18 protein-coding genes and 1 pseudogene are annotated in these 20,153 nt (G+C 69.9%); 11 read left to right on the plus strand and 8 right to left on the minus strand.

Annotated features, from left to right (window positions below; genetic code table 11):
- Positions 1-96: 96 nt before the first annotated feature.
- From trxA to ABD481_RS13870, 6 genes are all read left to right on the plus strand, one after another.
- Positions 97-423 carry a thioredoxin gene (gene trxA, locus ABD481_RS13845; RefSeq protein ID WP_425559166.1) on the plus strand — a complete coding sequence of 109 codons (327 nt, stop codon included), beginning with the start codon at positions 97-99 and terminating at the stop codon, positions 421-423.
- A gap of 162 nt (positions 424-585) precedes the next feature.
- Positions 586-1,728 (plus strand): N-acetylmuramoyl-L-alanine amidase, encoded by a 1,143-nt coding sequence (locus ABD481_RS13850; protein ID WP_344666023.1) that lies wholly within the window; start codon positions 586-588, stop codon positions 1,726-1,728.
- Between the two features lie 547 nt (positions 1,729-2,275).
- A complete protein-coding gene (locus ABD481_RS13855; RefSeq protein WP_344666024.1) occupies positions 2,276-3,283 on the plus strand; it encodes a DUF371 domain-containing protein in 1,008 nt (335 codons plus the stop codon).
- On the plus strand, positions 3,280-4,032 hold the full coding sequence (locus ABD481_RS13860) for a class I SAM-dependent methyltransferase (RefSeq protein ID WP_344666025.1): 753 nt from the start codon (positions 3,280-3,282) through the stop codon (positions 4,030-4,032). The genes ABD481_RS13855 and ABD481_RS13860 overlap by 4 nt, the downstream gene beginning before the upstream one ends.
- Positions 4,033-4,258: 226 nt before the next feature.
- Positions 4,259-5,572 (plus strand): aminotransferase-like domain-containing protein, encoded by a 1,314-nt coding sequence (locus tag ABD481_RS13865; protein ID WP_344666026.1) that lies wholly within the window; start codon positions 4,259-4,261, stop codon positions 5,570-5,572.
- Between the two features lie 235 nt (positions 5,573-5,807).
- Positions 5,808-6,758 carry a D-alanine--D-alanine ligase family protein gene (locus tag ABD481_RS13870; RefSeq protein WP_344666027.1) on the plus strand — a complete coding sequence of 317 codons (951 nt, stop codon included), beginning with the start codon at positions 5,808-5,810 and terminating at the stop codon, positions 6,756-6,758.
- A 472-nt stretch (positions 6,759-7,230) separates the two neighbouring features.
- Here the strand turns inward: ABD481_RS13870 and ABD481_RS13875 are convergent, their stop codons facing one another.
- From ABD481_RS13875 to rpmH, 8 genes are all read right to left on the minus strand, one after another.
- Positions 7,231-8,400: a ParB/RepB/Spo0J family partition protein gene (locus ABD481_RS13875; RefSeq protein WP_344666028.1), complete on the minus strand. Its 1,170-nt coding sequence runs from the start codon at positions 8,398-8,400 to the stop codon at positions 7,231-7,233.
- 22 nt (positions 8,401-8,422) lie between these two features.
- Positions 8,423-9,397, minus strand: coding sequence for a ParA family protein (locus tag ABD481_RS13880; protein WP_344666029.1), 975 nt, complete (start codon positions 9,395-9,397; stop codon positions 8,423-8,425).
- A gap of 427 nt (positions 9,398-9,824) precedes the next feature.
- Positions 9,825-10,562 carry a 16S rRNA (guanine(527)-N(7))-methyltransferase RsmG gene (gene rsmG / locus ABD481_RS13885; RefSeq protein WP_425559167.1) on the minus strand — a complete coding sequence of 246 codons (738 nt, stop codon included), beginning with the start codon at positions 10,560-10,562 and terminating at the stop codon, positions 9,825-9,827.
- A 26-nt stretch (positions 10,563-10,588) separates the two neighbouring features.
- Positions 10,589-11,164, minus strand: coding sequence for a Jag family protein (locus tag ABD481_RS13890; protein ID WP_344666030.1), 576 nt, complete (start codon positions 11,162-11,164; stop codon positions 10,589-10,591).
- Positions 11,165-11,179: 15 nt separating this feature from the next.
- Positions 11,180-12,169, minus strand: coding sequence for a membrane protein insertase YidC (gene yidC, locus ABD481_RS13895; RefSeq protein ID WP_344666031.1), 990 nt, complete (start codon positions 12,167-12,169; stop codon positions 11,180-11,182).
- Positions 12,166-12,564, minus strand: a complete 399-nt coding sequence (yidD, locus tag ABD481_RS13900; RefSeq protein WP_344666032.1) for a membrane protein insertion efficiency factor YidD — start codon at positions 12,562-12,564, stop codon at positions 12,166-12,168. Before yidD ends, yidC begins: the two co-directional genes overlap by 4 nt.
- On the minus strand, positions 12,561-12,911 hold the full coding sequence (rnpA, locus tag ABD481_RS13905; RefSeq protein ID WP_344666033.1) for a ribonuclease P protein component: 351 nt from the start codon (positions 12,909-12,911) through the stop codon (positions 12,561-12,563). The genes yidD and rnpA overlap by 4 nt, the downstream gene beginning before the upstream one ends.
- Before the next feature lie 27 nt (positions 12,912-12,938).
- Positions 12,939-13,076, minus strand: coding sequence for a 50S ribosomal protein L34 (rpmH, locus tag ABD481_RS13910; protein ID WP_344666034.1), 138 nt, complete (start codon positions 13,074-13,076; stop codon positions 12,939-12,941).
- A 656-nt stretch (positions 13,077-13,732) separates the two neighbouring features.
- On the opposite strand from rpmH, the pseudogene dnaA reads away from it, so the two are divergent.
- The 5 genes and pseudogenes from dnaA to ABD481_RS13935 form a co-directional block, all read left to right on the plus strand.
- Positions 13,733-15,256: pseudogene (dnaA, locus tag ABD481_RS13915) on the plus strand (chromosomal replication initiator protein DnaA); the annotation flags it as partial.
- Between the two features lie 778 nt (positions 15,257-16,034).
- On the plus strand, positions 16,035-17,219 hold the full coding sequence (gene dnaN / locus ABD481_RS13920; RefSeq protein WP_344666035.1) for a DNA polymerase III subunit beta: 1,185 nt from the start codon (positions 16,035-16,037) through the stop codon (positions 17,217-17,219).
- A gap of 82 nt (positions 17,220-17,301) precedes the next feature.
- Positions 17,302-18,177: a phosphogluconate dehydrogenase (NAD(+)-dependent, decarboxylating) gene (gnd, locus tag ABD481_RS13925; protein WP_344666036.1), complete on the plus strand. Its 876-nt coding sequence runs from the start codon at positions 17,302-17,304 to the stop codon at positions 18,175-18,177.
- A 38-nt stretch (positions 18,178-18,215) separates the two neighbouring features.
- Positions 18,216-19,361, plus strand: a complete 1,146-nt coding sequence (gene recF / locus ABD481_RS13930; RefSeq protein ID WP_344666037.1) for a DNA replication/repair protein RecF — start codon at positions 18,216-18,218, stop codon at positions 19,359-19,361.
- Positions 19,358-19,855, plus strand: coding sequence for a DciA family protein (locus tag ABD481_RS13935; protein ID WP_344666038.1), 498 nt, complete (start codon positions 19,358-19,360; stop codon positions 19,853-19,855). Before recF ends, ABD481_RS13935 begins: the two co-directional genes overlap by 4 nt.
- Positions 19,856-20,153: the final 298 nt, after the last annotated feature.

The raw sequence follows: 20,153 nt of genomic DNA on the forward strand, positions 1-20,153 counted from the left end.
GAGCGGTCCCGGCCGTCCCCGGCCGACGCTGTTTCACGTGAAACACACCCCGCCGACTCTCCCCACCGGGACCGTACTAGCAATGAGGAGCACATCATGGGCGACATCCGCGCAGTCACCGACGCGACCTTCGATGCGGAGGTGCTGCAGAGCGACAAGCCGGTGCTGGTCGACTTCTGGGCGCCGTGGTGCGGCCCCTGCCGCCAGGTGGCGCCGGTGCTGGAGGCCATCTACGCCGAGCACGCCGACAAGATCGACATCGTCAAGCTCAACACCGACGAGAACCCGCTGACCCAGGCGAAGTACGGGGTGCGCTCCATCCCGACGCTCAACGTCTACCGGGGCGGCGAGGTCGTGAAGACCATCGTCGGCGCGAAGCCGAAGGCGCTGCTGCTGAAGGACCTGTCCGACTACGTCGGCTGATCCGGCCCCTCGGGTCGGGTCCCCGCGATCGGAGCGGGCGCGCCGAGATTCACCGAGATCCGCCGCGATCCGCCGAGATTCACCGGGAAGGGACGGCCACATCGGCCGTCCCTTCCCGCTTTGCCGGAGTCCGGAGTGACAGAGTGCGTAGGGTAGAGGACCGTGACCACTGAACCGACCTACCGCCGCGGCGACACCGGGCCCGCGGTGGCCGCGATCCGCGAACGCCTGGCCCGTCTCGGCCTGATCGACGCCGGGGCCATCCCGGTCCAGGGCGAGGCGGTGTTCGACGAGGCGGTGGAGACCGCGGTCCGGCACTTCCAGCAGACCCGCCGCACCACGGTCGACGGGCTGGTCACCCCGGGCACCTTGCGCCTGCTGGAGGAGGCGTCCTGGCGCCTCGGCGACCGCGACCTGGTGCCCGCCGACGAGCCCCCGTTCGGCGACGACGTCGCCGAACTCCAGCGCTCCCTGCTCACCCTGGGCTTCGACTGCGGCCGGGTGAACGGCGCCTACGACCGGGCCACCGTGGCCGCGGTCCGCGAGTTCCAGCGCAACGTGGGCCTGCCCGCCGACGGCGTCACCGACCTGCCGACCGTGCAGGCCTTGAACCGCCTGAACCGCCGGATGGCCGGCGGCGGCCTGCTGCACGCGATGCGCGAATCGGAGGCCATCCAGTCCTCCGGTCCGGCCCTGCCCGGCAAGACCGTGGTCCTGGACCCCGGCCACGGCGGCCCGGACACCGGCGTCACCGGCACCGGTCTGACCGAGTCCGAGATCGTCTTCGACATCGCCGACCGGGTCCGCGCCCGCCTGGAGAAGCTCAGCGTCACCACCCACCTCACCCGCGGCGCCGGCGGCAGTCCGGACCAGCGCCGCCGCGCCGAGAAGGCCAACGAGGTGGGTGCCGACCTCCTGATCTCCCTGCACTGCGATTCCCACGCCAATCCCGCCGCCTCCGGCGTCGCCGCGTTCTACTACGGCAACGACCGCTTCGGCCACAGCTCCCCCACCGGCGAGCGGTTCGCCGGCCTGGTCCAGCGCGAGATCACGGCCCGCACCGGCCTGGCCAACCTCGGCACCCACGGCATGACGTGGGACCTCCTGCGCTACACCCAGATGCCGGCCGTCCGCATCGAACTCGGCTACCTCACCAGCACCCACGACGCGGCCCTGCTCGCCTCCCAGCGCTTCCGCGAGTCCTGCGCCGACGCCATAGTGGTCGCGGTCCAGCGGCTGTACCTGCCGCCGGAGTCGGACGCCCCGACCGGGATCCTGCGCCTGGCGGAGCTCCGGGCGCGATAGGGACCGCCCCGCCGGGGCGGGGCGGATCCGCGGGGCGGAGTCGGGGCCCGGCCGGGGCCCGGGGGCGGAACCGGGGCGGATCCGGGGCGACGGGCGGGGCAGCGGGGCACGGGCACGGGTCACGCCGGGGCGCTCCGGAACACTCCGGAACGCGGCGGAGCGCTCCAGGAACGGGGCTTGAACCAAAAAGGCTGGGGCCCATGGGCCCCAGCCTTTTCGACACGATCCGCGGTCTCCGGACGCGAATATCTCGCTCAGATCGTCGGCCGCGGGGCGCGGGGCGCCGGCCGAGACGCACCTGTTGTGAACTGCGGGGAGCAAGTCCGGGTCGTCCTCAAGGAGCGGGGCGAAGGCCGACAGCGCCGTGATCGCCGGCATCCCTTCCGGGGCGGAGTCCTCCAGGACCTGTCGCTTTCAATACTTCAGCGCGGTACACGCTCGGGGCGCCGAGGAGCGGCACCCGATTCCCCCGGAGCGGCGGGGCGCTCAGGTCGGGGCGGGCCCCGGAGATCGGGGCGGGCGGTCCCCGAGGGCCTACCCTGGAACAGTGTCGCGTTCCCACCACGTCGTGCTCGTCGGCCGCGGTCATCCCGCGATCCGGGCGACCCATGCGAAGACCTTCGAGTTGACCGCCGAGTCGGAAGTCAGTTCGCGGGCGACGTGTGTTCTGGCCGTCGGGACCGTACTGGATCCGGGGCTCGCGGGTATGCGGGGGCGAGTGCGGCTGACGCTGGAGACCAAAGGGCTGCCGGCGGTCAGTGGCGAGGCCACGCTGAACCCATGGCGGGCGGTCACTGATCGGGTGGTGATCCGGCGGAGCAGGAGTCTGGACGCGGACACGTTGGCGGTGGACTCCACACTGACGGCCGAAGATCTGCCCACGGAGTTCGCCGAGGCGTTGACCGATCCGGACCGTGAAGTCAGCCTGACCGTGGAGGAGCTCGGGGACGTCAGGCCGCTGCTGCGGGTGTCGTTCGGGGAGCGGACGCGCCTGCCGGCGATGAAGGATCTCGCCGAGCAGGGGAGTGCGGAGCTCGTCATCGCGGAGGGTGCTCCGCCGAAGGAAGCCGCTGCCACGGTCACAGCACTCGAACGAGCGACGGCTCTGGGCACCCGGGTTTCCGTCGCGGGGCCGTACAAGCCCTTGGAAGCCCTCTTGGCGGCAGGTCTACCTCCGCACCCCTACACCTACCTCGGAGCCCCGCAGCGGCTCTCTACGCTCCCTGCAACGCCCATTGTCTTCCGTATGCCTGACGCTATGCCTGTGTCGCTGCTCGCCGGACGCGATATCTGGGTCGAGGACACCTCAGAGCTCGATCTCGGCACCGCTGTGGAGCCCACGACCGCCGATCAGGCGGTGGCGGCGGTCGGCACGCTCGTGGTCGTCGGCCCGGCGGCCGACGACACGGGGCTGGTCGACCTGGCCGCGGTGGCGCGGGCGCTGACCGGGGCCGGCATCGCCCCCAGGACCCTGACCGAGGCCCTCGCGCCGCTCGGCCTCACCCGCAAGAAGCTCTACGCCCTGCTCACCGAGCAAGACCGGGAACCGTCATGAACACCGCCTCCCGCCTGAAGGTCCTCGCCGGCAAGAAGCTCGTCGACCTGGACCCGGCTGAACTCGCCGCCGCGCTGGCCGCCTCCGACCACGTCCTGGTGGACGTCGGCACCGGTGATGCCCGCACCGCCTACCGGCAGGCCGTCGCCCACCCCGAGTGGACCGTGATCGGCGTGGACCCGGCGTGGCAGCGGATGGCCGAGACCGCGGTGCGGGCCGCGCGCAAGCCCGCCAAGGGCGGGGCGCCGAACCTGGTTCTGGTGAACGCCGCGATCGAGACCGTGCCGACTGCTTTGTCCGGCGTGGCCGACGAGGTGACCGTCCTCATGCCGTGGGGCAAGCTGCTGCGCGGTGTGGTGCTCGGGGAGGACGACGTGCTTTCCGGACTGCGCGCGGTCGCCAAGGACGGCGCGCCGCTGGAGTTGTCCATCGGCACCAGTATCTGGCGCGAGCCGGTCCCGCTGGAGATCCGCGACCTGCCGGAGCTGACCCCGGAGGCCGTGGAGTCAACCGGCCTGGCCGACCGTCTGGCCGCGTTCGGCTGGCAGGTGACCGACGTCCGCCTGGTGCCGCACACGGAGTTGGAGACCATCAGCTCGTCGTGGGCGCGGCGGCTGGGCTCCGGCGCCACCGAGACCGTGTTCCGGCTGCGCGCGGTCGCGGTCGACCCACGTGAGCCGGTGCGGCCGGATCAGGCCGCTCCCGAAGCCGACGGCCACGCCGCCGCTGAACCAGAACGCGGCGCGTAGCGCCCGCGTCCCGACACCGGTCCGCCCCCGCATCCCCCGAACTCCCTTCCGGACCCCGCAGGACGATGTTTCCCGTGAAACATCGCCGCGAAATGTCCGCCAGGGGGATGTTAGTCCCGTCACACGTCACCGAAAAGGCGGACCGGGCCACACGATGATGGCCTGGCCTGCTTGACTTGGGGGAACAACAGGCGCAACCCACCTTCCGACTCCATGGAGGAGTGATATGGAACTCCCGCAGCGTCCAGGTTCCCGGCTCGACTCGTACGTCGACCGCTACGCAGCCCGGACCCGCGGGATGACCGCATCCGAGATCCGAGCTCTCTTCGCCGTGGCCTCCCGGCCCGAGGTGGTCTCGCTGGCCGGCGGTATGCCGAACCTCGCGGCGCTGCCGATGGACTCCATCGCCACCGTCGCCGAGCAGCTGATCCGGGAGAACGGTCCGGTCGCGATGCAGTACGGCGGGGCCCAGGGCGACGAGACCCTGCGCGAGCAGATCTGCGAGATCATGCGGCTGGAGGACGTCGAGGGCCACCCCGACGACGTGATCGCCACCGTCGGCTCGCAGCAGGCGCTGGACCTGGTGACCCGGATCTTCGTGGACCCGGGTGACGTCATCCTGGCCGAGGGGCCCTCCTACGTCGGCGCGCTCGGCGTCTTCGCCTCGTACCAGGCGCAGGTGGTCCACGTCGCGATGGACGACCAGGGCCTGGTGCCGGACAACCTGCGGGCCGCGATCGCCTCGGTGCAGGCCACCGGGCGCCGCATCAAGTTCCTCTACACGATCCCGAACTTCCACAACCCGGCCGGTGTGACGATGGCCGTGGAGCGGCGCCCGGAGATCGTGGAGATCTGTCGCGAGGCCGGGATCCTGATCCTTGAGGACAACCCGTACGGTCTGCTCGGGTTCGAGGGCGAGACCTACCCCGCGCTGCGTTCCCTGGACACCGAGAACGTCATCTACCTCGGTTCGTTCTCCAAGACCTTCGCCCCCGGCTTCCGCGTCGGCTGGGCGTTGGCGCCGCACGCGGTGCGCGAGAAGCTGACGCTGGCCGCCGAGGCCGCGAACCTGTGCCCACCGGCCTTCTCGCAGATGATGATCTCCCGCTACCTGAGCACCCAGCCCTGGCAGGAGCAGATCAAGGCGTTCCGCGAGCTCTACCGGGAACGGCGCGACGCCACTTTGACCGCGCTGTCCGAGCTGATGCCGGCCGGTGTCACGTGGACCCGGCCGGACGGCGGGTTCTACGTGTGGGTCACCCTGCCCCCGGGGCTGGACTCCAAGGCGATGCTGCCGCGTGCGGTCACCGCCCGGGTGGCCTACGTGCCGGGCACCGGCTTCTACTCCGACGGCTTCGGCGCCTCCTCGCTCCGGCTCTCCTACTGCTACCCCACTCCGGAGCGGATCCGGGAGGGGGTGCGGCGCTTCGCCGATGTGCTGCGTGAGGAGATGGAGCTGCGAGCCGCCTTCGGGCAGGACACCACCCGGGCGCTCGAAGGCCGGGAGGCGATCGACACGCCCGGACCGGATCTGGCTTAGCAGCTCGAAACGCCCGTCTCGGCGCGATGTTTCCCGTGAAACATCGCGCCGTGTTTTACGTGAAACATCGCTGGGCGACCGTGGAACCGACTCCCGGTATCCGGTGTTTCACGGGAAACATCGGGTACCCGGGAGCGACCGGTCGATGTTTCACGGGAAACACGACCGCCGGTCCAGCCCCGAGTGCTGGCATGATCGGTCTCGAAGAACCCGCCTTGGAAGGGCTGTGATTGCAATGAGCGACCTGGGCCGTGTCGTCGTCCTGGCCGGTGGCCTGAGCCACGAGCGCGACGTCTCGATCCGATCCGGCCGTCGGGTGGCCGACGCGCTGCGCGGCGCCGGGGTCGAGGTGCAGATCCGCGATATCGACGCCGCGCTGCTCCCGGCGCTGCTCGCCGACCGTCCGGACGCCGTGTTCCCCACCCTGCACGGAGCCACCGGCGAGGACGGCGCCATCCAGGGCATCCTGGCCCTGCTGGACGTGCCCTATGTCGGCTCCTCGCCCGCGGCCTGCCGCCTGGCCTTCGACAAGCCGTCCGCCAAGGAGGCGATCCGCGCCGCGGGCCTGGCCACCCCGGACTGGGTCGCGATCCCCAAGACCACCTTCCGGGACCTCGGCACCCAGGCCGTCCTCGACGCGGTCACCGCCGCCCTGCCGCTGCCCCTGTTCGTGAAGCCCGCCCGCGGCGGATCCTCGCTGGGCGCGGCCGCCGTCCGCACCCGCGAAGAACTCCCCGCCGCGATGGTCGCCTGCTTCGCCTACGACGAGACCGCCCTCATCGAGCGCCACATCACCGGCCGCGAGATCGCGGTCTCCGTCGTCGACACCGGCGACGGCCCCCGAGCCCTCCCCGCCGTCGAGATAGTGGCCGACTCCGGCATCTACGACTACGCCGCCCGCTACACCGCCGGCATGACCGAGTTCTTCGCCCCGGCCCGCCTCGACGCCACCGAGATGAAGGCCGTCGAGGACCTCGCCGTCCAGGCCCACAACACCCTGGGCCTGTCCTGGATCTCCCGCACCGACCTGATCCTCGACGACGCCGGCACCCCCTGGTTCCTGGAAGTCAACGTCGCCCCCGGCCTCACCGAGACCAGCCTCCTCCCCCTGGCCGCCGGCGCCGCCGACCTCGACCTCGGCGTGCTCTACCGCGACCTCGTCGAGACGGTGGCCGCCACCAAGTAGGCCAATGTTTCACGGGAAACCACATCACTGAGCCCGCCCACTCCCACGGTCCTCGCAGCACCTACGCCCTTTAGGAGCCGCGAGGACCGCGCCGTTTGGGGACACCGATCGCGCGGAGCCCCCATGTTTCACGGGAAACATCGCCCGATGTTTCCCGTGAAACATCGCTCCCCGTCCGAAGAGACTCCACTGCCGACGTCCGGGCATACGGCGTTTCCAGCTTCGACGCACCTGAGTGTGGCCTAGGAAGTCGTCCTGTTTGCGGCGAGACGCGAGTCTCCAGAAGCCGTCGCGGCCATGACCGGAGCCGTCTCGCGCCAACATCCGTCGTTGAGGCTGCCGAGCGATCCGGGCCGGCGGTTCATCGCGCTCGTCGTGAAACCGCCGCTGCGATGTTTCACGGGAAACATTGAGGGCCTGGCGGGTGCTCCGCCAGGCCCTCGGGTCATGGTTTCCCGTGAAACATTGCTCGCTATTCGCCGAGGATCGTCTTGCCGATCCGCTTGAGATCCTCTATCCCGGCGAACTCGATGGTGATCCGGCCCCGCTTCTGCATGATGTCGACCTTGACGCGGGTCTCCAGGCGGTCGGAGAGCTTCTCGCCGTACTCCTGGAGGATCGGCATCCGGCTGCCGGAGCGCACCTTCTTGCCCTTGGGCTTGTCGGTGAAGTCGAGGTAGTCCTCGGGGTTCTCGTTGAGGGCGGCTTCCAGGGCCGCGGAGTCCCAGCGGCTCATGCCCGCGAGTTCCTCCACGGCTCGGACCGAGAGGTTCTCCTTCACGATCCGGCCGGCGATCTCCTCCTGGTGCTCCACCGACTTCAGGCCGAGCAGGGCCCGGGCGTGCCCGGCGGTGATGACGCCGGCCGCGACGCGGCGCTGGATACCGGAGGGCAGGGTCAGCAGCCGCAGGGTGTTGGTCACGTGCGGGCGCGACTTGCCGACCTTGGCCGCCAGCACCTCGTGCGTGCAGTCGAAGTCCTTGAGGAGCTGGTCGTACGCGGCCGCCTCTTCGAGGGGGTTCAGCTGGGCCCGCTGCAGGTTCTCCAGCAGCGCGTCCAGCAGCATGCGGTCGTCGCGGGTGTCGCGGATGATGGCCGGGATGGCTTCCAGGCCGGCTTCCTGGCTGGCCCGCCAGCGGCGCTCACCCATGATGAGCTCGTAGCGGTGGTCCCCGTCCGGCTCGGTCAGCTGCCGTACGACGATCGGCTGGAGCAGCCCGACTTCCCGGATCGAGGCCGCGAGTTCGGCCAGCGCGTCCTCGTCGAACTCGGAGCGGGGCTGCACCGGGTTCATCCGGATCTGGATGTGCGGGATCTCCGCGAACGAGGCGCCCGGGACCGGCATCAGGCCGTCCGGCAGCTCGGTGGCGAAGGACTCCGGGCTCGCGGCGGGGGCCGGGACCGAGGGGGCCCGGGTCACCGGGGTTTCGGTCGGGGGGTCGGTGTCGATCGGCAGCGAGCCCAGCGCGGTGCGGACCGGAGCGGTGGCGACGGATGTTTCACGGGAAACATCGGGCGATGTTTCCCGTGAAACATCGCTCGCCGACTCGGCCCGGGTCTTCTCCGACAGTATCGAGGGCGGCGCACCAGTGGGGATCAGAGCCCCCAGGCCCTTGCCCAGTCCGCGTCGGCTGCTGCTCACCACTGCTCTCCCATCGTGCTGCTCACTGCCCACCGCTGTGCAGGGACGCCCCACCGTACTCGATGTCGGCCCGGAAATCGTTCATGCCGTCCATCGGGAGCTGCGACGCGCCGCGCTCGGCGATCTCCCGGGCCGCGTCGCGGTAGGCGATCGCCCCGGTGGACACCGGGTCCCAGGTCATCACCGTCTGCCCGTAGGAGGGCGCCTCGGAGACCCGGACCGAACGCGGGATCGCCGAGGACAGCACCTCGTTCGGGAAGTGGGTACGCACCTGCTCGGCGACCTCGGTCGACAGCCGGGTCCGGGAGTCGTACATGGTGAGCAGGATGGTCGAGACGTGCAGCTCCGGGTTCAGGTGCCCGCGGATCAGCTCGATGTTGTGCAGCAGCTGGCTCAACCCCTCCAGCGCGTAGTACTCGCACTGGATCGGGATCAGCACCTCGGCGCCGGCCACCATCGCGTTGACCGTCAGCAGGCCCAGCGACGGCGGGCAGTCGATGAGGATGTAGTCCATCCGCTTCTGGTAGCCGGACAGCGCCTTGCCCAGCCGGCTCTCCCGGGCCACCATCGAGACCAGTTCGATCTCGGCGCCGGCCAGGTCGATGGTCGCCGGGCAGCAGTACAGGTTCGGGATCTCCGGCACCTGCTGGACGACCTCGTCCATGGAGTAGCGCTCGATCAGGACGTCGTAGACCGACGGCACGTCGGCGTGGTGCTCCACGGACAGCGCCGTGGAGGCGTTGCCCTGCGGGTCCAGATCGATCACCAGCACGTCGGCGCCGGCCTGGGCCAGCGAGGCGGCCAGGTTGACGGTCGTCGTGGTCTTGCCGACGCCGCCCTTCTGGTTGGCGACGACCAGCACGCGGGTCTTGTCCGGCCTGGGCAGTCGGGTCACGCCGGACAGCGCCTCTATGGCGGCGGCGGCTTGGCGGGCGATCGGGGTGTCGGCGTCGTTTCCGGCGGACGGCCCCGGAACGGGAAGGGAAGCTGGCGGCATGTGCGGTACCTGCAAGTGTGCGGAGGGAGTGGCTCCCGCGGGAACGTGTCCGGACTCGTAATCCAGGTCCACCGGAGGGGTGGCCATGACATCTGTGGTCCCGGCGGGGTAATAGGGCTCGTCGTTCAGGCTGTCCACCACTGACTGCGCGAGCAGCGGGTCGACCCCCTGGTGCTCTCGGTGTTCATTGCCGGGTCCGGCCACGGAAGGACTCCTGTCATGGGACACGCGGAAGTCTGTGCTCAAGAAAGCTACGAAGCAACAGTCTGCCGTACTCGCTCCCCCCAGAACGAACGAAGGGCAGTGTTTCCCGTGAAACATCGCGGAATCCGCCCGGGATCACCGATCCCGGGGAGAAAGGCGGGGCGGGATCACCCATGTTTCACGTGAAACGAGGTTCTCGTTTCACGTGAAACATGGGGAAGGCTCAGCGCCCGGGCCGCCGGTTCTTCGGCCGCGGCTTCTTCGGGCTCCGCACTTGGAGCTCCTGATCGATCCCGACCCGGATCACCGTGGTCGGCGGATCCACGATCCCGGCGCCGACCGTCTGCACGCTCCAGCGCGTCGCGCCGAGCTTGGCCAACAGGTCCGCGCTCTCGGCCAGTTCGGCCTCGGCCGAGCCGCCCTTGAGCGCCACCATTTCGCCACCCCCGCGCAGCAGCGGCAGGGACCAGCCGGCCAGCCGATCCAACGGCGCCACCGCCCGCGAGGTCACCACGTCGAAGCGCTCCTTGCCGGCGAACTCCTCGGCCCGGCCGCGCAGCACCCGCACGTTGTCCAGCCCCAGCAGGTCGATGACCTCGTCCAGGAACAGGGTCCGGCGCAGCAGCGGCTCCAGCAGCGTCACCGAGAGGTCGGGACGGGCCAGCGCCAGCACGATGCCGGGCAGCCCGGCCCCGGAGCCGACGTCGCACACGGCGAGGTCGGCGGGCAGCAGCTCGCCGACCACCGCGCAGTTCAGGATGTGCCGCTCCCACAGCCGGGGCACCTCGCGCGGGCCGAGCAGCCCGCGCGTCACCCCGGGGCCGGCCAGGATCTCGGCGTACCGGGTGGCGTCGGCCGCCCGGTCGCCGAACACCGGCACCACGGCCGCCGGCGCCGGTCCCAACATCAGTTCGGTCGGGTCGCCGCCGGGGGAGCCGGAGGGCTGGGAAGAGGGTCGCATGTCTCCACTATGTCCCAGCTCGGTCCTCAGACCGACGGCGACATCAAGGGCAGGACGACCACGCAGCGGTTCGGCTCCTCGCCCTCGGACTCGCTGCGCAGGCCCGCGGCCGCCACCGCGTCGTGCACCACCTTGCGCTCGAACGGCGACATCGCGGTCAGCTTCACCGGCGTACCGGTCTCGGCCACCTGGCGCGCCGCCTCGCTGCCGATCCGGGTCAGCTCCGAGCGCCGGGTGGCCCGGTGTCCGTCGATGTCCAGCATCAGCCGGGACCGCTCGCCGGTCTCCCGCAGCACGGCCAGCCGGGTCAGCTCCTGCAGCGCGTCCAGCACCTCGCCCTCGCCGCCCACCAGGTGCGAGAGCTTGCCGCCGACGATGGACACCGAGGCCCGGTCGCCCTCGACGTCCATGTCGATGTCGCCGTCCAGGTCGGCGATGTCGAGCAGGCCCTCCAGGTAGTCGGCGGCGATGTCGCCCTCGCGCTCCAGGCGGGCGATCCGCTCGGCCTGGGTCTCGGCCGGCTTGTCGGCCTTCTCCGGCGCCGCGTCGTCCAGGGCGGGCTCGGAGGCCTCGGCCTCGGTCACCGCGGTGGTGTCGCTCATGGGAGTGCCGCTCCTCTACTTTTTGCGCTTGCTACGACTGGTGCGGACCGGCTGTTGGCGCTGTCGCGAGACCGGCACCTTGTCCTGGGTGGCGGACGAGCCGTTCGCGGCGGCCAGCTCCTTGGCGGCCTCGGGGTCCTTGGCGATCTGGTCCTCGCGCTTGCGCTCCTCCTTGGCCTTGCGGCGCGCCAGCATCTCCTTCTCGGCCTGGCTGCCGGGCATGGGGGAGTTGCGCAGGGTGTAGAACTGCTGGCCGATGGTCCACACGTTGGTGGTCATCAGGTAGAGCACGACGCCGATCTGGACGTTCAGGCTGAAGAACAGCATGCCGAACGGCATGACGTAGAGCATGATCTTCTGGCTCTGCATCATCGGGTTCGGGACGGAGTTGTCCAGGTTGGTGTTCTTCGCCATCATCATGCGCTGCGTCAGGAACTGCGACGTGGCGTAGACGATGGCCATCACGATCGCGACGACCTGCAGGTTGGTCACCGAGGTGACGCCGATCTTGGCCATCTGCGCCGGCGTGTGGTGCAGGAAGCTCAGCGACAGCGGGGCCCCGAAGAACGAGGCGTGCATCGCGCTCTGCGAGTCGGCGGCGGACAGCGCGCCGACCGCGCTGCCGGAGGCCACGTGGCTCAGCACCCGGTACAGGCCCATGAAGAACGGCGTCTGCAGCAGGATCGGCATGCACGAGGCGAACGGGGAGGTCCCGTTGTCCTTGTACAGCTTCATCATCTCCTGCTGAAGCTTCTGCTTGTCGAGCTTGTACTTCTTCTGCAGGGCCTGGATCTGCGGCTGGAGTCGCTGCATGTTCTGCATCGACTTGATCTGCTTGCGGAACAGCGGGATCATCGCCGCGCGGATGGTGATCGTCAAGAAGATGATCGACAGCACCCAGGACGCCGAGGAGTCGCTGCCGAAAATCGCTCCGAACGCCCGGTGCCACAGCATCATGACGAAGCTGGTGGCCCAGATGATCGGCGAGAGGATTGTGTCGATCACGATCGCGCTCCTCGGCTGGACATCAGGTCGGGCCGGGCCGCGTCGCGGGCCGGCTTGGTGGTCATACCGACCTTTTCAGTCCGGTCGGAAGTCTGTGTGTCACCACCGGGGGAACTCGTCTCGGCGTCCGAGAGGTTCCGCGCCCGGCGGTCTTTCTTCTCACCCCGGGGCTCGCGGGGCTTGACTGGATCGTATCCGCCCGAGCTCCACGGGTTGCAGCGCAGCACCCGCCACACGGTCATGCCGCCGCCCTTGATCGCTCCATGCGTCTTCACGGCCTCGTAGCCGTAGTGCGAGCAGGAGGGCTCGTATCGGCAGACCGGCCCGCGCCAGTTCACCATCGGGCTCAGAACGATCTGGTAGAGCCGGATCAGGCCCATCAAGAGGTACTTCATCGCAATAACTTCCGCAGGGCGGAGTCCAGGTCGGCGCCGAGCGCCCGGGAGTCCGCGGTGGCGGCCGGCGGCAGCGCGCGGACCACCAGTCGCGACCCGGGAGGCAGCAGGGCCAGCCGGGCGCGGACCAGATGCCGCAGCCGTCGCTTGACCGCGGTCCGTACCACCGCCGGGCCCACGGCCTTGCTCACCACGAAACCCGCCAGCGCGGGGGCGTCAGCGGCGGTCGAGGGGTCGGACGGTACCGCCAGGTGCGCGACGAGGGTGGACCGGCCGGCCCGCCGTCCGCCGCGCACCGCCGCACCGAAGTCCGTCGACCTCCGCATCCGATGGGCGGAGGACAGCACGGCGCGGCCTTAGCTGGTCGCGGCGGCTCAGGCCGACAGCTCGCCGCGGCCCTTGGCGCGACGGTTGGCCAGGATGGCGCGGCCGGCACGGGTCCGCATGCGCAGACGGAAGCCGTGGGTCTTGGCGCGGCGGCGGTTGTTCGGCTGGAAGGTGCGCTTGCTCACTTGGGGGCTCCGCTGTGTCGTTGGCGCCCTTCAGGGGGCGGCTCACTGCTTGAGGTGTCTTCGTTCTTCAAGACGGTCGGGATCGTCGAGCACCACCGAAGCGCACAGGCGTGCGGCATCGGCAATCGACTTCTCGACCTGCTTACGGTACGTGCCGCCACCCGGAAGGGTCAAACCCGAGGTCGGCCCGCCCGCCGGGGGGCTCCTCCGGGCTATTGTCCACAGGGCTGCCGCACTTGTGGATAACCCGGGGTACCGGCTACGGTCGGCGGACCGCCGCAAGGGCGCGGTACCCCGCATTTTGTGAGGACCCGCAGCCTACAACAAGCGCGAGACCAGTGAAAACGATAGATACGATGACCGACGCGGCCACCCCCCGCGCTGTCCCGGACCGTGCCGCACCGTTGTGCACGACCTGTGGAAAGCCTGTGGAAACGTGACGCCGGAGCGGCCCCGACCCACCCGCTGACAGCACAGAAGGAGCCGCGGCCGTGTCCGACCCGCAAGGCTACACCCCGGTCCCGCCACCGCCGGCCGGTCCCGGCGATCCCAAGGCGCTGTGGCCGGAGTTCGTGGCCCGGGTGGAGGCCGACGAATCGCTCACCAAGAGTGAGCAGGCGTTCCTCATGATCCCGCAGATAGTGGCCGTCATCGGCGACACCGTGGTCCTGGCGATCCCGGACGAGTTCTCGAAGAACGTTCTGGAGCAGCGCCTGGAGCCGATGCTCATGGCGCATCTCACAGCGATCCTCGGCCCGGACATCAAGAAGTTCAGCCTGTTTGTCGACAAGACACTGGAGAATCCGCCGGCCCCCTCGTACGCCGCGCCCGCCCCGGCGCCGGCCGCCGCGCCGGTGTCGCACCTCTCCCACAGTTCCCACCTCCTGCAGGCGTCGCCGCAGGACCACTGGACGCCGCCGCCGGTGGCCAGCGCCGCCGCCGAGGCGCACCGTCTCACCGGCTACCACCGGGAAACCCCGGCGTACTCCCCCGAGGCCTCGCGTCCGATGGCCGGCGGGGTCACCCTCCCGCCGCCCCGCGTCTCCGAGCCCCCCGCCGAGCCGGACCCGATAGCGGCCACCCTCGCGCTGTCCACCGGCAGCCCCGGGGCCCGCTCCTCGGTGGACGAGGCCGGCGGCGCCAAGGCGCAGCACGCGAAGCTGAACGAGAAGTACGTCTTCGAGACCTTCGTCATCGGCTCCAGCAACCGGTTCGCGCACGCCGCCGCGGTCGCGGTGGCCGAGGCCCCCGCCAAGGCCTACAACCCGCTGTTCATCTACGGCGACTCCGGACTCGGCAAGACGCACCTGCTGCACGCCATCGGCCACTACGCGCGCAACCTGTACCCGCAGACCCGCGTGCGCTACGTGTCCACCGAGGAGTTCACCAACGACTTCATCAACGCGATCCGCGACGGCAAGGGCGACCTGCTGCGCCGCCGCTACCGCGATGTCGACATCCTCATGGTCGACGACATCCAGTTCCTGGAGAACAAGGAGGGGACGCAGGAGGAGTTCTTCCACACCTTCAACACCCTCCATAACGCCTCCAAGCAGATCGTCATCTCCAGCGACCGGCCGCCCAAGCAGCTGAACACCCTGGAGGACCGGCTCCGTTCGCGCTTCGAGTGGGGCCTGATCACCGACATCCAGCCGCCCGAGCTGGAGACCCGGATCGCGATCCTCCGGAAGAAGGCCCAGCAGGAGGGCCTGAACGCGCCGCCGGAGGTACTGGAGTTCATCGCTTCGAAGATCTCCACCAACATCCGCGAATTGGAGGGCGCGCTGATCCGAGTCACCGCGTTCGCCTCGCTGAACCGGGCCCCTGTCGACTTGTCGCTCGCCGAGATCGTTCTGAAGGATCTGGTGCCGGACGCCGCGGGCCCGGAGATCACCGTGTCGACGATCATGGCGCAGACCGCCATGTACTTCGGGATCACCATGGAGGACCTGTGCGGCACCTCTCGCAGCCGCATCCTGGTCACCGCCCGGCAGATCGCCATGTATCTGTGCCGTGAGCTCACCGACCTGTCACTGCCCAAGATCGGGCAGGCCTTCGGCGGCCGCGACCACACCACCGTGATGCACGCCGACCGCAAGATCCGCTCGCTGCTGCCGGAGCGCCGGGCCATCTTCAACCAGGTCACCGAGCTCACCAACCGGATCAAGCAGTCCGGCTGACCGGCCCCGGATCCCGGGTCCCCACGCGCCACACGGCGGGTGGGGACCTTTTTTGATGGGTCGGGTCGGGAAGGCAGGGTCGGGAAACCGGGGTCGGGGCAGCCGGGAAGTCGGGAAAGCGACACGCCGAAGATCGCCGAGGCCCGAACCTCCCACCTTTCATAGCTCCTTGTCGACTAATGTCCTGCATGTCCGCTTCGAAGCTCTATGTCGCTAAGGAGACGCCCAAAGGCCCGACGTTCGACAGGTTCGACATGTCCCCCACTCGGCCCTGCCGGAGATTCCGGCTGCCTGGGGAAAAGCCAGTGGAAAACTGGGGATAACCTGTGGACAACGCTGTGCGTAACTGAGTGGACGTGTGGATACCGATCGGTTATCCCCAGAGATGAATTGTTTTCCACAGCTGAATGCACAAGCAATGTGGACTAACAAAATAGGTCTGAGCTGCCCATAGACCGGTTATCCACAGTATCCACAGCCCCTACTACTACTACCAAAACAGATAGCTATGTCGGCCGATTTGAATCGTCTCGGCCCACATCTGTGGAAAACCTGCGGACCACTCATTGGACGTCCGACAGCTCCAGGGGCGGATTCACTCTCCCAGGTGGCTCTGACAACCCTTCCCGCCGCACGCTCGTTTCAACCCGCCGAGGCCCCGGCTTGGGGCACACTGGAACCTCGCGACATCACGACACGATTCACAGCCTGTGGGTCGGTCACGGCATGATGGGACGCTGGTTCCGACGAGCAGCAAGCAAGCAGAAGGCGGTGTCCGGTGAAGTTCCGGGTCGAGCGCGACGTCCTTTCCGAGGCCGTGGCATGGACCGCGCGGTCCCTGCCCAGCCGCCCGGCCGCCCCGGTGCTGGCCGGACTGGTCTTCGAAGCCGTCGAGGGCGACGGCGGCGAGGGCTCGGTCACCCTGTCCGGATTCGACTACGAGGTGTCCTCGCGCGCGGAGATCACCGCCGACGTCACCGAGCCCGGCCGCATCCTGATCCACGGCAAGCTGCTCGCCGACATCGCCAAGTCCCTGCCCAACCGCCCGGTGGAGTTCAGCACCGAGGGCTCCAAGGTCCTGGTGTCCTGCGGCTCCTCCCGGTTCACCCTGCAGACGCTGCCGGTGGAGGACTACCCGGCGCTGCCCACCATGCCCACCGCCACCGGCGCCGTGACCGCCTCCGGGCTGGCCGGGGCGGTCTCGCAGGTGGCCATCGCGGCCGGCCGCGACGACACCATCCCGATGCTCACCGGCATCCGCGTGGAGATCGAGGGCGACAAGATCACCCTGGTCGCCACCGACCGGTTCCGGCTGGCCGTGCGCGAGCTCCAGTGGAAGCCGGAGCAGGAGGACATGACGGCCACCGCGCTGATCCCCTCCAAGATCCTGGCCGACACCGCCAAGGCCCTCACCGGCGGCGACTGGGTCAGCCTGGCGCTGTCCTCCGGCGAGGCCGGGGAGGGCCTGATCGGCTTCGAGTCCGGCGAGGGCGCCGGCAGCGGCGGCAAGGGCGCCCGGCGGATGACCTCGCGGCTGCTGTCCGGCGAGTTCGTGAAGTACCGCTCGCTGTTCCCGAACGAGTACAACATCACCGCGACCGTGGAGACCGGGCCGTTCCTGGAGGCCGCCAAGCGCGTCTCCCTGGTGGCCGACCGCACCTCCCCGATCAAGCTGGCCTTCACCCAGGGCGAGGTCACCCTGGAGGCCGGAGCCGGCGACGAGGCCCAGGCCTCGGAGGCGATGGACGCGGTGCTGGACGGCGACGACATCACCGTGTCGTTCAACCCGGCCTTCCTGCTGGACGGCCTGCAGGTGATCGACACCCCGTACGCGCAGCTGTCGTTCACCGTCGCCAGCAAGCCCGCGGTGCTCATGGGCCGCCCGGCCCTGGACGCCGGACCCCTGGACGAATTCCGTTACCTGATGATGCCGCTGCGTGTCCCTGGTCAGTCCGCGGGCTGACCCGGAAAGCACGGGCCGCGCGGCGGTCGTAGTGTCGTATCCGACAACTCGATCAGGTGATGAAGGAAGAAGAGGGAAGACGATGGAGATCGGTCTGGTCGGTCTGGGCAAGATGGGCGGGAACATGCGCGAGCGCATCCGCCGTGCCGGACACACCGTCGTCGGCTACGACCGCGACCCCAAGCTGGCCGACGTCGGCTCCCTGAAGGAACTCGTCGAGGCGCTGCCGGCGCCGCGCGCGGTCTGGATCATGGTGCCGGCCGGCGGCCCGACCGACGCCACGGTCACCGAGCTCGCCGATCTGCTGTCCCCCGGCGACCTGGTGGTCGACGGCGGCAACTCGCGCTGGACCGAGGACGTCAAGCACGGCGAGCTGCTCAAGGGCAAGGGCATCGCGTTCGTCGACGCCGGCGTCTCCGGCGGCGTCTGGGGCCTGGAGAACGGCTACGCCCTGATGGTCGGCGGCGACGAGGCCGATATCGCCCGCCTGATGCCGGTCTTCGACGCGCTCAAGCCCGAGGGCGACAGCGGGTTCGTGCACGCCGGCGCGATCGGCGCGGGCCACTTCTCCAAGATGGTCCACAACGGCATCGAGTACGGCATGATGCAGTCCTTCGCCGAAGGCTGGGAGCTGCTGGAGGCCGCGCCGCAGGTGACCAACGTCCGCGAGGTCTTCCGGTCCTGGACCGAGGGCACCGTGATCCGCTCCTGGCTGCTGGACCTGCTGGTGCGGGCCCTGGACGAGGACGAGCACCTGTCCGGCATCCGCGGCTACGCCGACGACTCCGGCGAGGGCCGCTGGACCGTCGAGGCCGGGATCGACATGGCGGTGCCGACCCCGGCCATCACCGCCTCGCTGTACGCCCGCTTCACCTCGCGCCAGGAGGACTCGCCGCAGATGAAGGCGGTCGCCGCGCTGCGCAACCAGTTCGGCGGGCACGCCGTCCACAAGGACTAAGGAACCCGGCACGGACCGGGCCGAGCGAAGGACGCACTTTGCGGGTCACGCATCTGTCGCTGGCGGACTTCCGCTCCTACGCCTCCCTCGAGCTCGGGCTCGGGGGAGGCGTCACCGCCTTCGTCGGCCCCAACGGCCAGGGCAAGACCAACCTTGTCGAGGCGATCGGGTACGTCGCGACCCTGGACAGCCACCGCGTGGCCACCGACCAGCCACTGGTGCGCTTCGGCGCGCCGCGGGCCATAGTGCGCGCGAACGTCGAGCGCGAAGGCCGTACCCAGCTTGTGGAGATCGAGCTGAACCCGGGCGGCGCGAATCGCGCGCGCCTGAACCGCAATCCCGTGCCGCGGCCGCGCGAGGTGCTCGGGGTGCTGCGCACCGTGCTGTTCGCGCCGGAGGATCTGGCGCTGGTGAAGGGCGATCCGGGTGAGCGGCGCCGGTTCCTCGACGACCTGCTGGTCGCGCGCTGGCCGCGGTACGCCGGGGTGCGCGCCGACTACGACAGGGTTCTGAAACAGCGGAACACGTTGCTGCGCACCGCCGCCATGGCCCGGCGCAACAAGACCTCCGGCCCCAACATGTCGACGCTCGACGCCTGGGACCACCATCTCGCCACCACCGGCTCGGAGCTGGTGGCCGCGCGCCTGGCCCTCGTCACAGCGTTGTCCCCACTTGTGGACAAGTGTTATGCCGAGATCGCCGAGGGCGGCGCGACCAGCATCGGGTACCGGTCGACCGTCGCCCCGGAACCGGACACAACGGTGAGCGGACTGACCGAACAGTTCCTGGCCGCGCTCGGCGAGGCCCGCCCCGGCGAACTGGACCGGGGTGTGACCCTGGTCGGGCCGCACCGGGACGAGATGCTGCTGGAGCTGACCGCCGGCTCCGGGGAGAACATGCCGGCGCGCGGGTACGCCAGCCACGGCGAGTCGTGGTCCTATGCGCTGGCTCTGCGGCTGGCGTCCTACGACCTGCTGCGCTCGGACGGATCCGAAGGCGGCGAACCGGTCCTGATCCTCGACGACGTCTTCGCCGAGCTCGATGCCAAGCGCCGTCGCCGGCTGGCCGAACGGGTTTCCGGCGCCGACCAGGTGCTCATCACCGCCGCGGTCGACGACGACGTCCCGCCGCAACTCGTCGGCCAGAAGTACCTGGTCGCTGCTGGAGAGGTGAGCCCCGCGTGAATCCACAGCCTGTGGACGGCGAGAGCGCCGAGGGCTCCGGCATGGACCTGGCCCGCGCCGCCCTGGCCGCGGCCCGGTCCCGCAGCCGTGATGGCGGCGCCGGCTGGAACGGCCGCCGCCGGACCTCGACCCCCGGCCAGCGCTCGGGATCCGGCCCGGACGAACGCGATCCGCAGCTGCTGTCGGCGGCCATCCCGCGGCTGATCGAGGACCGCGGCTGGACCGTTCCGGCCGCCGTCGGCGGGGTGATGGGCCGCTGGTCGGAGATCGTCGGCGGGCACATCGCGGCGCACTGCACCCCGGTGGAGTTCAACGAGGGGGTGCTGACCGTGCGCACCGACTCGGCGGCCTGGGCCACCGAGCTGCGGATGCTGGCGCCGCAGCTGCTGGCCAAGCTGAACGCCGAACTGGGCACCTCGCGCGCCGCGCACGGCGGCCGCGACACCGCCGGCGCGATCTCGAACCTGAAAGTCGTCGGTCCCGGCGGCCGGTGACGGGTTGGCACGACCGGCAGGACCGGCACGACCGGAAGCACCGGGACCGGTCCCGGGACCGGCACCGGCAGCACCGGTGCCAAGCGGCGTTGGGGGGCACCGGCTCGGCCCTTGATCCGCTACCGGTTTCGGACTCCTTTGGCGAGGCTTCAGCCCGGCTTCGGGACCGCGTGGGCGACCCGCGGCGGCGGATCCGTCGCATCCCCGGCGCCATCAGCCCCGATCGCCATGGCGCGGTTGCCGGACGACGCCGCAACCGGGTGCTATACCGGTCTATACCTGTGACAATCACCCCCTC

The sequence above is a fragment of the Catenulispora yoronensis genome, from assembly GCF_039531695.1.
GTDB lineage: Bacteria > Actinomycetota > Actinomycetes > Streptomycetales > Catenulisporaceae > Catenulispora > Catenulispora yoronensis.

Excerpts from the sequence above, each read along its gene's own strand:
- trxA (WP_425559166.1), top strand. The coding sequence starts at position 97 with ATGGGCGACATCCGCGCAGTCACCGACGCGACCTTCGATGCGGAGGTG.
- ABD481_RS13860 (WP_344666025.1), top strand. The coding sequence starts at position 3,280 with ATGAACACCGCCTCCCGCCTGAAGGTCCTCGCCGGCAAGAAGCTCGTC.
- ABD481_RS13865 (WP_344666026.1), top strand. The coding sequence starts at position 4,259 with ATGGAACTCCCGCAGCGTCCAGGTTCCCGGCTCGACTCGTACGTCGAC.
- ABD481_RS13870 (WP_344666027.1), top strand. The coding sequence starts at position 5,808 with ATGAGCGACCTGGGCCGTGTCGTCGTCCTGGCCGGTGGCCTGAGCCAC.
- ABD481_RS13880 (WP_344666029.1), bottom strand. The coding sequence starts at position 9,397 with ATGCCGCCAGCTTCCCTTCCCGTTCCGGGGCCGTCCGCCGGAAACGAC.
- rsmG (WP_425559167.1), bottom strand. The coding sequence starts at position 10,562 with ATGCGACCCTCTTCCCAGCCCTCCGGCTCCCCCGGCGGCGACCCGACC.
- ABD481_RS13890 (WP_344666030.1), bottom strand. The coding sequence starts at position 11,164 with ATGAGCGACACCACCGCGGTGACCGAGGCCGAGGCCTCCGAGCCCGCC.
- yidD (WP_344666032.1), bottom strand. The coding sequence starts at position 12,564 with ATGAAGTACCTCTTGATGGGCCTGATCCGGCTCTACCAGATCGTTCTG.
- gnd (WP_344666036.1), top strand. The coding sequence starts at position 17,302 with ATGGAGATCGGTCTGGTCGGTCTGGGCAAGATGGGCGGGAACATGCGC.